12 protein-coding genes and 1 other annotated feature are annotated in these 16,076 nt (G+C 32.9%); of the genes, 5 read left to right on the top strand and 7 right to left on the bottom strand.

Annotated elements, in window-relative coordinates; all coding sequences use genetic code 11:
* Position 1: 1 nt before the first annotated feature.
* The gene (locus E0D87_RS00535) at positions 2 to 751 is read right to left on the bottom strand and encodes an ECF transporter S component (protein WP_130818921.1); all 750 of its coding nucleotides are present in this window, start codon (positions 749 to 751) and stop codon (positions 2 to 4) included.
* A 213-nt stretch (positions 752 to 964) separates the two neighbouring features.
* Positions 965 to 2,797, bottom strand: coding sequence for an acyltransferase family protein (locus E0D87_RS00530; protein WP_130818920.1), 1,833 nt, complete (start codon positions 2,795 to 2,797; stop codon positions 965 to 967).
* Between the two features lie 314 nt (positions 2,798 to 3,111).
* Here E0D87_RS00530 and serS point away from each other — a divergent pair, with 314 nt between their 5' ends.
* On the top strand, positions 3,112 to 4,401 hold the full coding sequence (serS, locus tag E0D87_RS00525; protein ID WP_130818919.1) for a serine--tRNA ligase: 1,290 nt from the start codon (positions 3,112 to 3,114) through the stop codon (positions 4,399 to 4,401).
* A 79-nt stretch (positions 4,402 to 4,480) separates the two neighbouring features.
* On the opposite strand, the gene E0D87_RS00520 is transcribed toward serS, so the two are convergent.
* The 5 genes from E0D87_RS00520 to E0D87_RS00500 form a co-directional block, all read right to left on the bottom strand.
* Positions 4,481 to 5,215 (bottom strand): cyclase family protein, encoded by a 735-nt coding sequence (locus E0D87_RS00520; protein WP_130818918.1) that lies wholly within the window; start codon positions 5,213 to 5,215, stop codon positions 4,481 to 4,483.
* Entirely contained in the window at positions 5,215 to 6,375 is a 1,161-nt protein-coding gene (locus E0D87_RS00515; protein ID WP_130818917.1) for a uroporphyrinogen decarboxylase/cobalamine-independent methonine synthase family protein, read from the bottom strand. The genes E0D87_RS00520 and E0D87_RS00515 overlap by 1 nt, the downstream gene beginning before the upstream one ends.
* Before the next feature lie 109 nt (positions 6,376 to 6,484).
* Positions 6,485 to 6,719: a binding site (T-box leader), on the bottom strand.
* 58 nt (positions 6,720 to 6,777) lie between these two features.
* Complete coding sequence (locus E0D87_RS00510; protein ID WP_130818916.1) at positions 6,778 to 7,311, bottom strand: 5-formyltetrahydrofolate cyclo-ligase; 534 nt, start codon at positions 7,309 to 7,311, stop codon at positions 6,778 to 6,780.
* Positions 7,301 to 8,275, bottom strand: coding sequence for a YihY/virulence factor BrkB family protein (locus E0D87_RS00505; protein ID WP_130818915.1), 975 nt, complete (start codon positions 8,273 to 8,275; stop codon positions 7,301 to 7,303). The genes E0D87_RS00510 and E0D87_RS00505 overlap by 11 nt, the downstream gene beginning before the upstream one ends.
* Positions 8,265 to 10,184, bottom strand: a complete 1,920-nt coding sequence (locus tag E0D87_RS00500; protein WP_130818914.1) for an alpha/beta hydrolase family protein — start codon at positions 10,182 to 10,184, stop codon at positions 8,265 to 8,267. Before E0D87_RS00500 ends, E0D87_RS00505 begins: the two co-directional genes overlap by 11 nt.
* Positions 10,185 to 10,299: 115 nt before the next feature.
* Between E0D87_RS00500 and hpf the strand changes: the two genes are divergently transcribed.
* The 4 genes from hpf to trpS all read left to right on the top strand — a co-directional run bounded on the left by hpf (position 10,300) and on the right by trpS (position 16,050).
* Positions 10,300 to 10,836, top strand: a complete 537-nt coding sequence (hpf, locus tag E0D87_RS00495) for a ribosome hibernation-promoting factor, HPF/YfiA family (RefSeq protein WP_130818913.1) — start codon at positions 10,300 to 10,302, stop codon at positions 10,834 to 10,836.
* A gap of 259 nt (positions 10,837 to 11,095) precedes the next feature.
* Entirely contained in the window at positions 11,096 to 13,813 is a 2,718-nt protein-coding gene (gene secA, locus E0D87_RS00490) for a preprotein translocase subunit SecA (protein ID WP_130818912.1), read from the top strand.
* A gap of 1 nt (position 13,814) precedes the next feature.
* Positions 13,815 to 14,919 (top strand): peptide chain release factor 2 gene (prfB, locus tag E0D87_RS00485; protein ID WP_130818911.1). Its coding sequence is split into 2 segments (ribosomal slippage): positions 13,815 to 13,889 and positions 13,891 to 14,919, totalling 1,104 coding nucleotides; the frame shifts between segments, so codons are not numbered across the junction.
* Between the two features lie 48 nt (positions 14,920 to 14,967).
* A complete protein-coding gene (gene trpS / locus E0D87_RS00480; RefSeq protein ID WP_130818910.1) occupies positions 14,968 to 16,050 on the top strand; it encodes a tryptophan--tRNA ligase in 1,083 nt (360 codons plus the stop codon).
* The last annotated feature ends 26 nt before the right edge of the window (positions 16,051 to 16,076 follow it).

Below are 16,076 nucleotides of genomic sequence, written 5' to 3'. Positions count from 1 at the left end.
CTTACCTCCTTGATGATTTAAGGGCCTTTATAACTGCTGTAGATAGGATAACTGAAAGAATCGCTTCAGGTATTCCACTTGTAATCGTCACTCCAAGAATAGCAGATCTTGCACTTTCTAAAGGAATGCCAAGAGTCTTTACATATTCTTCTGCATATATTAGATATATTCCACCTAGAACTAAGATTGTATTTGTCATAGATCCTACAAAAGCACCTATTGCTATTGGGAAATCGCCTTTGGCTGATTTTTTGGAATAGATAAATAGTCCCACAACTACCAAAAGCAAGATTACAACAAAGATAATATTTGTTGTTGATTTTCCAGCCTTGATGTTTTTAACTAGTAGGTAAACTAAAGCTAGGGAAATTGTAGCCCATAAAACTTTGGCTAGATTTTTTAGTTTATTATCATTTATCTTAAGGCAAGCCTTGTAGGCATAATAACTGGTAATTCCAATTAGAATTCTTGGAAGAACAGATATTAATGGATTGTAAAATACAAATGATACCGGGCTAGGATTTCTTAGTAGAGCGTTTAGTAATGATGAAACTCCAAAAATGAGTCCAACTAGTGCTCCAACGATTGGACCTTCTGCTATAGCACCTATTATTACAGGAATGTGCATGGTAGTCGCATTAATAAATCCTAATGGAATAAGACCGAGTGGAGTTAGGCTTAATACTATAGTGATTGCACCAAGCATTGCCGAAGTCACAAGCTTTCTACTGCTGATTGTTTTATTTTTCATTGTTACCTCCTGATACGGTTCACAAAGGATACCGTTCATCGCATCTTTCGATGCCAAAATATATTTTCTATAAATCAAGTAATAAATTTGGTATCTCCAAATTTGTGAAATCCAAATGTCTGACTTAGATTTATAGACTATTAAAATTATAACTAAATTATCAAATTAAGTAAAGTAAAAATCCTTTGAAATTAAATCAAAGGATTTATCTAGTTAAGGGTTTACCTTATTTGTATTGAGGATTTTTCTTAAAATTAGTTTAGCAAAACCATAGCTTCCATCAACATTTGGGTGGACTCTGTCGACTGCAAGAAGGTCATCACGATCTTTTACAAAACTTCTCCAATCTACTAGGTGTGCCTTGGGATTATTATCAGTAAAAGTTTTAATTTCTTTATTTACCTGATCCATATATGATTGTAAGTGGCTAGTATTTACAAAATACACATCTCGTCCACCTGCTTCATCTACAATTTTTTGCATATCGTCAGTTGATTCTAGTCCGTTAGAACCCAATACAACTAAGATAAAATCATTTAAACCAACTTGAGATTCGATATTTAAAAGTGTATTTGGACCATCTGACATGCTTCTACCAACTTCACCATCTAAGTAGAGGTTTGGAACAAATTCTCTTAGATAAGAGTCGATATTAACTAAAACTGAATCGCCAATTGCTGTGATTGATATATTTTTTAGGTAAGTTAGCTCATTTTCTGTGAAATCAAAATCATCGTAAGGCTTTTCTTTAAAGTTATCATTTACTTGTTTCTTATCTTTATTACCTATATTTTTTTTAGGCTTATTTTTGTTATTTTTCTTAGCTAGTTCATTTCTCTTATCAATTTCTTCTTCATTTTTAGAAAATTCTTTCTTAAATTCATTCATTTGAGCTTCTTTTTTATTGCCAATAGCCAAAGAAACTATATTTAATATTCCTACAAGAAAAAGGGCACCTATCAAGCTTTTAATCTTTAAGGATTTTTTAACTCTTCTAAAATAATAAGATATTTCTGCTAATACAACTAACACTACTAATCCCACAAGATAAAATAAAACTCTATTAGCTATCTTATTTATGAAAAGATAAGTCATAAAAACTTGGACAATATACTGCCACAAATAGTAATAGTAAGACCTATCTCCCAAGCAAATTAGAAATTTGAAAAAAGGATTATAATCCTTGTATTTCTTAGGGTTTGTTTCTTCAAATCTATAGATAACTATAATAAGAACTACTACGATTAATTGATAGACTAGGAAAAATGTCCTGTAAACCCGCAAGTTTTTACCATTTATAAAGAAAAAAGGCACAATTACAAGAGCTAATAGCACATAAATTATTTTCTTTAAGTCTAATTTATCTAGTTCATCTTTAAATTTTTCATAGATTAAAAACCCTATTACACCTACAAAAAATGCAGAAAGTCTTACGTCTGTTCCATAGTAGATTCTAACTATACTTGCTTTTGCAAAAGAAAGATAGTAGCTAATAGCAGTTGAAATTATTGTAAGTATGGCAAATATTTCTATTCTTTTGCTATTTAGTTGGTATCTATTAATAAGATAATCTATAGTGTAGTAGATTATTATAAATTGCACGTATACTGAAATATACCAAAGGTGGGTAAATATATTGAAATTTCCAGACCTATCAAAATAGGATATTCCTTTTATGATTGCTCTGATATTTTCAAAACCCAATATTGTAGGTATAGAACTTCTTATACTATCATCGAAGATATCTCTTGCAAATATCAAAGAGACCAAAAGCGATATAGAAACTATGATCCACATTGGAGATACTATCTTAAATATCCTTCTTTTTATTTTTCCAATAAAAAAATTAATATCGCTAATCTCAGAGCTTTTCTTAGAAGATTTGGCTAGGAAAAATCCCGATATAATCATAAAGATTATTACACCTAAAAACCCTCCAGAAAGTCTGTGACTAAATAAATGATAGAGAGATACCGCAATTAAGCTTAGTGCTTTTAGCATGGTAATATAGTTAAACTTTATTTTTTTTATTCTTTTCTTTTCCATTTTAACTCCGTCCTAACTTACTTATTATAACACAAGTAGGGTTAATTTTTTATAAAAATTATGTTCTTGAGATATTTGATAATTACTGTATAATGTTAGTAAATTTGATAGTGCGCTGAGAAGACTTAGTAGCTAGTGAAGGCATTTAGAGAGGAGATGGTTGGTGAAAATCTCTTGTACGGACCTAGTGAATCTACCTTTGAGCATATAAGAATTAAGGCATTTATTTGCATAATTTGGGTGGCACCACGAGACCTTCGTCCCAATTGGGGAGAGGTCTTTTTTATTTATTTTATATTTTATAAGGAGAAATTATGATTGATATTAAGTTACTTAGAGAAAACCCTGATCTTGTAAAAGAGAATATTAAAAAGAAGTTTCAAGATGATAAACTAAAGCTAGTTGATGAAGTTTTAGACCTTGATGAAAAACTTAGATCATTTAAAACTGAGGGGGATAACCTAAGAAGTCAAAGAAATAAAACTAGTAAAGAAATCGGTGCTCTAATGGCACAAGGCAAGAAGGAAGCTGCAGAAGATGCTAAGAAACTAGTTAAGGATATAAATGATAAACTAGAGCATATAGAAGCTGATACAGAAAAATTTGCAGCTGAAGTTAAGAAGAGAATGCAAGTCATCCCTCAAATTATAGATGATACTGTTCCAATAGGAAAAGACGACAGCGAAAATGTTGAAATCGAAAAGTACGGAGATCCTGTAGTACCAGATTATGAAGTGCCATATCATATTGATATTATGGAAAGCTTTGACGGAGTAGACCTTGATGCTGCAAGAGAAACTTCAGGTGCAGGTTTCTATTATCTAAGAGGAGATATAGCAAGACTTCACTCAGCAATCCTTTCTTATGCGAGAGATTTCATGATTGATAGGGGATACACATATTACATCCCTCCATTTATGATTAGATCTGATGTTGTTACTGGTGTAATGAGCTTTTCAGAAATGGAAGATATGATGTATAAGATTGAGGGAGAAGATCTTTACCTAATAGGTACAAGTGAACACTCAATGATTGGTAAGTTTATCAATACTATAACTGAAGAAGAAAAGATGCCACTTAGAATGACATCTTATTCTCCATGCTTTAGAAAAGAAGTTGGAGCTCACGGTATAGAAGAACGTGGAGTATACAGAATCCACCAATTTGAAAAACAAGAAATGGTTATAATCTGTAAACCGGAAGATTCTAAGAAATTTTACGATGAATTGTGGAACAACACTGTAGATTTCTTTAGAAGTCTAGAAATTCCAGTAAGAACTCTAGAATGTTGTTCAGGAGACCTTGCAGATCTTAAGGTAAAATCTTGTGACGTTGAAGCATGGAGTCCAAGACAGAAAAAATATTTCGAAGTTGGATCTTGTTCTAACCTAGGAGATGCTCAAGCAAGACGTTTAGGTATAAGACTTAGAGGAGAAGACGGAACATACTTTGCTCATACTCTAAACAATACTGTAGTTGCCCCACCTAGAATGCTAATAGCTTTCCTTGAAAATCTATTACAAGAAGATGGAAGCGTTAGAATTCCTGAACCACTTCAAATGTATATGGGCGGCAAAGATAAAATTGAACCAAAAAATAAATAGGTATTTTAAAAGCTTAGCGGATTTTATCGCTAAGCTTTTTATTTAGGAGATTTAAATGTATAAGTTTTGGAATATTTATTTAAAAAATTGCAGTTGCTTCTACTCCAAAACCTGAGATATCTTCTATTTGTGGGAAGGAAATTATAATGATTCCACCTGTATATGGGAGTTTATCCAAGTTATTTAGGATTTCTACTTGGTACTTATTTTGGCTTAGCCAATAATATTCTGCTTCTAGAGCCTTATTTTCGTATAGCTTTATACCAGCATCAGTATTTAAAGTTTCATGACCTATAGCACAGACCTTTCTTTTTTCATTGAGAAAGGTGAGAGCTTCAAGGGACCAACCAGGGGTGTGCTCAACTCCGTTCTTATCTTTATTGATAAAGGAATCTTTATCTGAGAACCTTTTTGCCCAATCAGTTCTAAGGGCTACGAAAGAATTTTCTTCTATTTGTCCATATTTTTCTTCAAATTGTTTGATATCTTCAAGGCTTAGCTCATAGTCAGGATTATCTTCTACTTTTTTACTTATATCTATTACAAAAAGATTCAAACATCTTTCAGAAAAAGGAATTTCTAAAAGACTTCTGGTATTTTTAGCGAAGTGGTTGGGAGCGTCTATGTGGGTTCCATATTGGCTACCTATATTTATCTGACAACCCCAAAATCCATCCTTATCTATACTTGCCACATCCTCAATTTTTACTTTATCGAAGGCTTCAAAGTGTGGTATTTCATCATTAACTGGGTGACTTAAACTAAGCCAAGTTTTTTCTTTCAATTTTTCTAATAATAATCTTGGATCTGTCATTATTCACCCCAAAACTCTTGTGCAATTTTCTGACCTTGGTTAATTTTCTTCCATTGCTCATCGATTGTTAGCTCATTTCCACAATCACAAGAAGCAAAACCACATTGATGAGAGAGGTAGAGCCTATCTTTTGGAATAATTTTGCTTGCCTCATCTAAGAGATCTAATACTCTTTTTTCATCATCTAGGCTATTAGTTTTACTTGACAAGAGTCCTAGGACAACCTCCACATCATCTCTATTTGAGAAAGCCTTTAGGGCATTTATTGATCCAGCTCTGTCATCGTCCCACTCTAGGTAAAATCTATCGTATTTTAGGTTTTTAAAGAATAAATCTGCTATGGATTCATAAGTACCATCAGAGAAGTTTCTTGATGCATAGTTTCCCCTACAATTGTGGGTGTAAACTTTAAGCCCAAGACTGTGAGCGTAATCTATTAGCTCATTATTTATATCAATATATTTTTGGGCGAGGGTAAGGTCCTTATCAAGGTCAGTTTGGTTGTTATCATATTGGTTTTCCTTGTTTTCCTTGGCAAATTGCTCCCATAGACAATCATCAAATTGGATGATCTCTCCACCTGCATTTTTATAATCGTCTAAAAATTCTTTGTAGGCTTTAATTAAATCCTCTAAGAAATCTTCGCTAGATTCATAATAGGTAGATTCATCTATGAAACCGAAGTTTAAAAGCTCACCATAAATATGAGATGGGGAAGGGATACATTGTTTTACAATGCTTCTTCCATTTGCTAGTTTTTTTAGTCTTTTGAAATGCTCAATAAATGGGTGATTTTTGCCGGATAATTTTCCAGTTATCTTAATACCTATATCTTTTCTTGTTTCAAATTTATCATCAGAATCTTTTTCTCTAAAGAAATATCCGTTATCTTTTATAAATCTCTCACAACCGCTAAGACCCCAAACGAAGTCAAGGTGCCACAAGGACTTAGAATATTCACCATCAGTTATTTCTGGAAGACCTCTTTTTATTTGTTCTTCCACAACATTAGCTACTGCTTTATCTTCACATTCCTTATAACCGTCAAGGTCATCGTAGAAAGGATATGATATGTCATCTCTTTTTTCTATTTCTCTTTTGTATTTTAGTAAATCTTCATCTCTAAGTAACGAACCAACTGTTAAAAATCTTTTTGTCATTTTCTTTACCTCTTATATTATTTTCTACTTTCAACATTCTTACAAATTTGGCGCCATTAGAAAATTCACTATGTATCCTTAAAAATTAATTCAAAAAGAGCCCCATCCTATAAAGGACGAGGCTCTGCCACGTGTTACCACCTAAAATTTAAATTAATCTCACAATTAATAACTCATCGAGTACCAACATACTCTATCGCTATAACGTGCGAACACGTCTTACCTTAAATATCAGGTAAGAAACTCAAAGGCCATTTTCAATCTGATTTCGCTAAACTATTTCCACCAACCATAGTCTCTCTGGGTAGGTCCGTCAAATCTACTTTTCTTATCACAGTTTATTTTCTATGGTTCAAATTATACACAGACTTTTTAAAAGTGTCAAATATATTTTCATAATTTTTAAAAAATTCCATTTTCTGTGAGAATATAATCAAGGCTGACATCAGTTTCATCTGTTGGAATTTCAATTGATTTAGTTATCTCTGCAAATAATCCGATAGAAATTGTATCAGAGTTTGCTAAAAACCTATCATAATATCCACCGCCGTAGCCTAACCTATTTTTATTCTCATCAAATGAAAGGCCAGGCACAAGGCTAAGATCTGGATTAGCTATGCTTTCTTCATTCGTAGAAGTTTTTATCCCAAAGGATCCTTCAGTTAGATCATCTAAACTTTTTAGTCTTCTTAGATACATTTTCTTATTTTCAAGGTAGGGAACAAAAACTTTCTTGCCATTTTCTAGTGCGTGATTTATGATTTTGTAGGTATCAATTTCTTTATCCATTGATAGATAGACGAATATTGATTTTGCATTTTTATATAGGTCAAGTTCTATCAAATTCTTATAGATTTGATTTGAGATTTCGGTAATTTTTTCTTCAGTCATCTCACGTCTAAGATTTTTAATAAATCGTCTCATTTCACTTTTCATTGGTTTTCCTTTTAAATAAGTCAGTAACTTTTTTCTTTATCTTTCCGTTTTGAGCCTTGTCTACATTTTTATCAAAGAAATCTTTCTTGTATCCTTCTCTGTAGGCAGCTATACATTCTGCTCCTAAAATTAACATGGTAGAAACTATTAACAGCCAGATAAATAAGGCTAATATTCCAGCCAAGGCTCCATAAACTAGTGATTGGTTGGAGAAGTTATTTATAAAATAAGAGTAAATAAAGGTTGCAAGAGATATTGCAATACTTACAAACAGCCCACCCAAGAAAGCCTCCCTATTCCTAATCCTATTTTTAGAATTGGATGGGGAATATTTGTAAAATAAACCAACTGCTAAGGCCATTATTAAAAATGGAACTATATAGGAAAATAGTTTAAATAATGGTGATGATATCATATCAAGGGCCGATTGGATATTTGTATTAAAGTGCACTGTGATTTTTTCAATTATCTGAGAATTAAATATTCCTATGATACTTGACCCATAAATCTGAAATATCAGCAAAAAGACTATCAAAAATATAAATACTAGGGTAAATACTATACTCATCAACCTTTGCTTGATAGCTTGCTTGTTGTTATGAAGTCCGTAAGCGTGGTTTATAGCGTTTATTAATTTGTTGATACCAGAAGTAGCAGACCACAATGCAAACAAGATTGTAAGGGTCGTTACTGTTGTTGATTGGGATGAAATTAACAAAATATTAATTGCATCTACAATTAGTTTACTCGTTGTATTAGGTAAAAAATCTACAAACTTAAATATTATATCTTCCTTGCCTGCCAAAAAATATGAAAGCACAGTTACAAGTACCATCATTAGCGGAATTGAGGCTTGCAAGAGGTAAAAGGATAGGGCAGCAGAATACGTAGTTATATCGTGTCTTGACATCCTATTTAATAGATTTAATAAAAAGTTTTTGAAGTTTTTCTTCTTAATTTTCATCTTTTAAATATTTGTCAAACCAAGCTTTGATTTCTTCTAGTCTTTTTATTCTGCCCTTTGGTTTTCCAGACCTAGATAGTTCGTGGTTTTCTCCGTGGAATAGATACATTTTTGTATCAACTCCATTTAATTTTATCCTAGTATACATTTGTAGCCCTTGTTCTAATGGACACCTGTAGTCTTCATCAGAGTGGATAAATAGAGTTGGTGTCTTAACATTTTTTGCGTATTTAATAGGGGATTGGTCCCACATTTTTTCAAGATTATCCCAAATATCTCCTGCAGTTTGATCATTTGCAAAATAATATCCTATGTCAGAGACTCCATAAAAACTTGTCCAGTTAGATATAGATCTTTGGGCACAAGCTGCCTTAAACCTATTAGTATGTCCTATTATCCAATTGGTCATAAATCCACCGTAGCTTCCGCCATAGACACCCATTTTATTAGTATCTATTTGAGGATATTTTTCTATAGCAAGATCGGTAAAAGTCATCAAATCATCATAGTCTATATCGCCGTATTTTCCTCTTATATCAGAAAACTCGACACCTCTACCACTTGAGCCATGAGGATTGGTATAAATTATAATATATCCATCGTTTGCAAACATTTGGTGTTCGTGGTGTAAAATATCAGAAAATTCGGTTTTTGGTCCTCCGTGAACAGAAAGAAGGGTAGGATATTTTTTGTTAATATCAAAATCTCTAGGCAAAACAACATAGCCTTTCAAGGTATCGTTGTTTGACTTAAAGTCAAATGTTTCTATCTTGCATACATTTGTTTTAATTTTATTTTCTACTAGAGGCTTTTTGCATCCCTTTTTCTTTATTTCGCCTAATGTATCAGCCCCCATAGACAAGTAATAAATATCGTCATCATTTACAGCAAAATCTTCCACTTCATCTTCTATTTCTTTTCTGAGGTTTCCTCTAAGATCTATGGAATAAAGTGGGGCATTTTCAAAATGGGTTACTACAAAATAAAGCCTATCATTATAAACATCAAAAGTTTTAGCTCCTCCAAAACGGCTGTCTGTGCCAAGAGAATTGCCAAAGGACATATCAAAATCGCTAGGAGATATTATTTCATATGCACCATCAAAATTTATTTTGTATATGAAACAGTCTTCGTTTATACCACCTTTTTTCATATCAGTAGCTACGAAAATTATCTCATCTTCTATAAATTTAGCCGTAAAAAAAGAAAATTCATTGGCTACTAAGGTTTTTTCTGAATTGGTTTTTAAGTCGAAAAGAATTAAATCTTCCCTAAGATCCATGACTTTGTTTGGTGTGGAATTTTCCCTTAAAAATAAGATTTTGTCTAAATTTTTGTTTATATCACAAAAGTATAGCTTGTTTTCGTAAGTCGATTCTGTTATTAACTTAAGCTCATCATTAGCAATATTGTAGATGTAATAAGAAGATTTTTCTTCTTCGATAAATCCAGCTCCATTTAAATAAAAAGGAAGTTTATCTATCTCTTTGAAATAAGAATTTTCCTTTTTTCTATCTTTTTCTTCTTTTGTCTTTTTTTCTGAAGCTTTTATTAGGTAGAGATTATCTTTTAAAAACTTGATAGATTGAACATCTTTTTTAATAGAAAAGAATTTTCTACCTACACCAGATCCTTCTTTTACAAAAAATACATCTTCTTCATCGGTGGATGATTTCTTGTAGATAAGATTAGAATCTTCATTAAAAGTGAATATTGTAGCTTTATCATCATCTGTAGCCTTATAATTTTCGCTAGTTTTTAGATCATAGATAAAAATATTAGTATCGTACTTGTTTTCTTTATAGTTAGGACGAGTTTTCTTGTAGAAAAGTTTTTTCCCATCATCAGTTATAGAAAGATCTGATAAAAACTCGTAATTTAGAATATCTTTTAATTTTGTATCTTCCATACTTACTCCTTTATATATCTTTTCACATTATACTTTATATTTTGATTTTTTGAAAAGAAAACGTTTATTTTTATTTTTATTGGGTAATAATATAAAAAGACAATAGGAGGATATTATGAAATTGAATTTAATAGCCAAGAATTTTACACTTACAGATGATATCAGAAATGAATCAGAAAAGAAATTTGATAGGCTAGATAAATACTTCCACGACCAACAAGAAATGGATGTTAGATTTGCCAAAGAGGGTAACGACTTTGTTGTTGAAACTACTGCTATCTTAGATGGAGGCAAAATTCTAAGATCCGAAACTACTGATCCTACCTACCAAACTGCTATAGATAAAAATATAGATGGTCTAGTTCGTCAAATCAGAAAAAATAAGACAAAACTTATGAGAGATAGGCAAAGTGGTCAAAGTATTAAGTTTGATAACTTTGATCCTTATAAAGATGACGATGACAAAGAAGTAAACATTGTAAGAAAAAAAGAGATTCATGTTAAGCCAATGAGTGCTGAAGAAGCAATCTTACAAATGGAGCTTTTGGACCACAACTTCTTCGTATACCTAGACGCAGACGATATGCAAGTTAGAGTTGTATATAGAAGAAAGAAAGGGGATTATGGTCAAATAATTCCACACTTAGACTAGCTTAAAACTTTTGTTATTTATATATAATTTGTGAGGGCCTTTTAGGTCCTCATTTTTCTGTACCCATTTAGTCAAAAAATAATAAAAATCTTCTAAAATAATTTTTTTATCAGAATTAACTGGTATAGTATAAGAAGCGAATATCTAAAGCTTAGGCAATTTATTTTACAAATTGATGATTATGCTTTAATATATAAGAGTAAAATCCTTTCTATCCTAATTAAGGATCTTACATAAGAAGAATTGGAGAGTGAATAATTTGGCGTTATTTAATTTATTTAAGTCATTTAGTGAAAAGGAAATCGAACAAAACCAAAAACTTGTCGATCAAATCCTTGCCCTAGATGAATCAATGCAACAACTGACTGATACACAATTACAGAATAAGACAAGTGAATTTAAACAAAGATTACAACAAGGAGAAACTGTAGATGATCTATTAGTTGAGGCATTTGCAGTTGTTAGAGAAGCAAGTTCTAGAGTTTTGGGACTTAAACATTACCCTGTTCAATTATTAGGTGGTATTGTTCTTCACAACGGACAAATCGCAGAGATGAGAACTGGTGAAGGTAAAACTCTTGTAGCAACCCTTCCATCATACCTAAACGCTCTATCAGGAAAGGGAGTTCATGTAGTTACAGTAAACGACTACTTAGCTAAGCGTGACCAAGAGTGGATGGGTAAGGTACATACCTTCCTTGGTTTAACTGTTGGTTGTATAGTTTATGGACTTACAAATAATGAAAGAAAGAAAAATTACAATGCAGATATAACTTACGGTACAAACAACCAATTCGGTTTTGACTACCTAAGAGATAACATGGTAATTTACAAAGATGATATGGTTCAAAGAGACCTTCACTATGCTATAGTCGATGAGGTTGACTCTATCCTCATAGATGAGGCTAGAACTCCTCTTATTATATCTGGTCAAGGGGATGAATCTACAGATACTTATATGAAGGCAAATGAATTTATCCAAACTCTTGAAGGAAGAATCCTAGATCCAAATGAAGATGCTGATATCGATCCATTTGATAGGGAATTTAAGGTAGAAGATGTAGACTTCTTAGTAGATGAAAAGAGAAAAACATCTAACCTAACTGAAAAAGGTACAGCTAAAGCAGAGAAATTCTTTGGTATAGAAAACCTATCTGATACTGATAATATCGAGCTTGCTCACTATATCAACAACGCCCTAAAGGCAAATACTACAATGACAAGGGATATTGACTATGTAGTAAACCACGGCGAAGTAGAGATAGTAGATGAGTTTACTGGTCGTATCATGCAAGGTAGAAGGTTCTCAGATGGTCTACACCAAGCAATAGAGGCTAAAGAAGGCGTAGAAGTAAAAGCAGAAAGTAAAACACTTGCTACAATTACCTTCCAAAACTACTTTAGAATGTATGACAAACTATCTGGTATGACAGGTACTGCTAAGACAGAAGAAGATGAGTTTGATGAAATCTACAAGCTAGACGTTGTAGAAATTCCAACTAACAGACCTGTTCAAAGAAAAGATGATGTTGACTATGTATATATAAATGAACGTGGAAAATATAATGCAATTATAGATGAAATTAATAGAGTTCACGCTACAGGTCAACCAATCCTAGTAGGTACTATTTCAATAGAAGCGAGTGAAAGATTATCAGAAGCCCTTAAAAAGGCTGGTATATCTCACACAGTCTTAAATGCTAAAAACCACGAAAGAGAAGCAGATATAGTTGCTCAAGCAGGTAGATTAAACCAAGTAACAATCGCAACCAACATGGCTGGACGTGGTACTGATATTATGCTAGGTGGTAACGTAGATCATATGGCTATGTCAAGACTTAAAAGAGAAGGTGTAGCTGAAGAAGTGCTAGAACAAGTTGATTCCTTTGCAGAAACAACTGACCAAGCAGTTCTTGATGCTAGAAAGAAATATAGACACTACAAAGATATCTACAGACCAGAAATAAAGGCAGAAGCTGAAGAGGTAAAGGAAGCTGGCGGTCTTTATATCATAGGATCTGAAAGACACGAATCACGTCGTATCGACAACCAGTTAAGAGGTCGTTCAGGACGTCAAGGAGACCCAGGTAGGTCAAGATTCTTCATATCACTAGAAGATGATTTGGTAAGACTAAATGGTGGAGAAGCTGTAGCTAAATTTGTTGATAAATACAATTATGATGAAAATGAACCTATAGTTTCTAAGATGGTAACAAAGGCAGTTGAACGTGCTCAAACAAGAGTAGAAGCAAATAACTTCGCAACAAGAAAAAGAGTCCTTCAATATGACGATGTTATGAACAAACAAAGAACAATCATCTACAACGAAAGAAGAGAAGTTCTATTTGGTCAAGACATGAAAGAAACAATCATTGGCATGATCAAAGATGTTATAGAAAATGCAGTATATACATTCACTAACCCTGAAGTAAAACCAGAAAACTGGGAAATGACTGCACTCCTAAACTATCTAAATGGTCTATCAATGCCAGTAGCAAGCCTACACTTTGAAAATATCAACTCTTATACTCAAAAAGATTTAATTGACTATATTACAGATGCAACTCTTGCTAAATATGAAGATAAAGAAGCTCAATTTGGATCTGAAAACATGAGAGAAGTTGAAAGAGTAATTCTTCTTAGAGTAATAGATCAAAAATGGATGGATCACATCGACGCAATGGATCAAATGAGAAAAGAAATCGGCGTAAGAGCTATGGGTCAAGAAGATCCAGTTAGAGCATACACTAACGAAGGTTTCGAAATGTATGAGGATATGACAAGATCAATCCAAGAAGACACAGTGAAATACATGCTCGGTGTTGAAATCAGACAAAATATTGAAAGAAAACAAGTCCTAAGACCAGCTGAAGAAAGTCTAGAAGATGTCGAAGATGAAGATAATCTAGAAAATCTAAATAGAGCTGAGAGAAGAAGACTTGAACGTGAAGCAAAGAAATCTAACGTAAAGAAATAATATGAAAGAAATTTTTGAATTAAGATCAGAGATTGACGATCTGACAAAAAAATTGAATTTGATTGGAGATTCTCTTTGACCCAGCTAGGTTAAAAGAGGAAATAGAAAATCTTGAGAAAAAATCTCAAAGTCCAGACTTTTGGAATGATTCTGATGCTGCCCAAAAAACTATGGCAGATTTGGCTCTAAAAAAAGATGACTTAGAAGATTATAATAAGCTCAAAGATGGCATAGCAGATAATATAGATATGCTAGATTTGGTAGAGCTAAGTGAGGATAGCGAGCTTAAAACTATAGAGGAAGTAGAAATTTCTCTAAAAAAACTCGACAAGCTTGCTCAAGCTATGAAACTTAAGACTCAGCTTAGTGGAGAGTATGATAAAAATAACGCATACCTATCAATAAATGCTGGAGCAGGTGGTCTTGAGGCGACAGATTGGGCAGATATGCTCTTTAGGATGTATACAAGATACTTTGATGACCGTGGCTTTAAATACGAGATAAAAGACTTAAATAACGAAGAAGCCGGTGGAATCAAATCTGTAACCATTCATGTCAAGGGAGCCTATGCCTATGGATATCTTAAAGGAGAAAAGGGAGTTCACAGACTAGTTAGAATTTCCCCTTTCGATAGCCAATCTAGAAGACATACTTCATTTTCATCTGTAGATATTTTTCCAGAATTAGATGATGATATCCAAATAGATATAGATCCATCTGATTTAAGGATAGATACCTATAGGGCGAGCGGAGCTGGTGGCCAACACGTCAATAAAACCGACTCTGCAGTAAGGATTACTCACATTCCAACAGGTGTTGTAGCTACTAGTCAAGCAGAAAGAAGCCAAATTCAAAATAGACAGACAGCTATGAATTTGCTTATGAGTAAACTAGTTCAGATCAAAGAAGAAGAACAAAGAGAAAAAATAGAAGATATACAAGGTAAGTATTCACAAATCGCTTGGGGAAGCCAAATAAGGTCCTATGTTTTCCAACCTTACACTATGGTCAAAGACCACAGAACAAATTATGAGATGGGAAATGTAGAATCAGTTATGGATGGCAATATCCAAGGATTTATAGATGCCTATCTTGCGAGCAATTAGGAAAGAGGGAGGCGTAGACCTTCCCTTTTTTAAAATATGGAGGAAATTTTGAAAGATATTATACTAACAGGTGATAGACCTACAGGTAGACTTCATCTTGGCCATTATGTAGGAAGTCTAAAAAATAGAGTAAAGATGCAAAATGAAGCTTCTTATGACCAAATGTATGTTATGATTGCTGATAGCCAAGCTCTTACAGATAATTTTGACAATCCAGCAAAAATAAGAGAAAACCTAATAGAGGTTGCCCTTGATTACTTAAGTGTTGGACTTGATCCTAATAAGGTAACATTTTTTGTTCAATCACAAATACCAGAGCTAACAGAACTAACTTTTTATTTTCTAAATTTAGTAACTCTATCTAGACTTGAGAGAAATCCAACAGTTAAATCTGAAATTAAATTAAGAAATTTTGAAAATTCTTTACCTGCAGGATTCTTAATCTATCCTGTAAGCCAAGCTGCGGATATTTTATTATTTGATGCAAATATTATCCCAGTTGGAGAAGACCAAGAACCGATGATAGAGCAAGCTAGAGAGATAGCTAGAAGCTTTAATAACATCTATGGAAAGACTTTTGTAGAGCCAAAAGCAGTTTTACCGGAAGCAAAAATTGCGAGAAGAATGCCTGGTATAGATGGCGGAGCTAAGATGAGCAAGTCTTTAGGAAATGCCATATATTTAGCAGATGACAAAAAAACTATAAAGAAAAAAGTAATGAGTATGTACACAGATCCAAATCACATTAATATAGATGATCCTGGCAAGGTCGAGGGAAACATTGTATTTACTTATCTTGATGTATTCTCAAAACCAGAGCACTTCCAAAAATTCTTGCCTGATTATGAAAATCTAGATGCTCTAAAAGACCACTACAGAAGAGGTGGACTTGGAGATGTTAAGTGTAAGAAGTTCTTGATTAAAGTTTTGGAAGAAGAGCTAGAGCCTATCAGACAAAGACGCAAGGAATATGAAAAAGACCTTTCGAAAGTGTTTAAAATACTAGAAGAAGGAACTGCCAAAGCCAGAAAAGTTGGCGTTGAAAAAGTAGCACAAGTCAAAAAAGCAATGGGAATAAATTATTTCGAAGATACCGATTTAATTAAGTCTCTAGAAGAAAAGTATAAGTAAGATTTGTAACGTTAAAAGGAATAATA

The sequence above is a fragment of the Anaerococcus vaginimassiliensis genome (genome assembly GCF_900626155.1).
Classification (GTDB): domain Bacteria; phylum Bacillota; class Clostridia; order Tissierellales; family Peptoniphilaceae; genus Anaerococcus; species Anaerococcus vaginimassiliensis.
Note: the sequence above shows the minus strand (reverse complement) of the source record. Positions and strands in the feature narration are given on the sequence as shown.

Excerpts from the sequence above, each read along its gene's own strand:
- E0D87_RS00535 (WP_130818921.1), bottom strand. The coding sequence starts at position 751 with ATGAAAAATAAAACAATCAGCAGTAGAAAGCTTGTGACTTCGGCAATG.
- E0D87_RS00530 (WP_130818920.1), bottom strand. The coding sequence starts at position 2,797 with ATGGAAAAGAAAAGAATAAAAAAAATAAAGTTTAACTATATTACCATG.
- serS (WP_130818919.1), top strand. The coding sequence starts at position 3,112 with ATGATTGATATTAAGTTACTTAGAGAAAACCCTGATCTTGTAAAAGAG.
- E0D87_RS00520 (WP_130818918.1), bottom strand. The coding sequence starts at position 5,215 with ATGACAGATCCAAGATTATTATTAGAAAAATTGAAAGAAAAAACTTGG.
- E0D87_RS00515 (WP_130818917.1), bottom strand. The coding sequence starts at position 6,375 with ATGACAAAAAGATTTTTAACAGTTGGTTCGTTACTTAGAGATGAAGAT.
- E0D87_RS00510 (WP_130818916.1), bottom strand. The coding sequence starts at position 7,311 with ATGAAAAGTGAAATGAGACGATTTATTAAAAATCTTAGACGTGAGATG.
- E0D87_RS00505 (WP_130818915.1), bottom strand. The coding sequence starts at position 8,275 with ATGAAAATTAAGAAGAAAAACTTCAAAAACTTTTTATTAAATCTATTA.
- E0D87_RS00500 (WP_130818914.1), bottom strand. The coding sequence starts at position 10,184 with ATGGAAGATACAAAATTAAAAGATATTCTAAATTACGAGTTTTTATCA.
- hpf (WP_130818913.1), top strand. The coding sequence starts at position 10,300 with ATGAAATTGAATTTAATAGCCAAGAATTTTACACTTACAGATGATATC.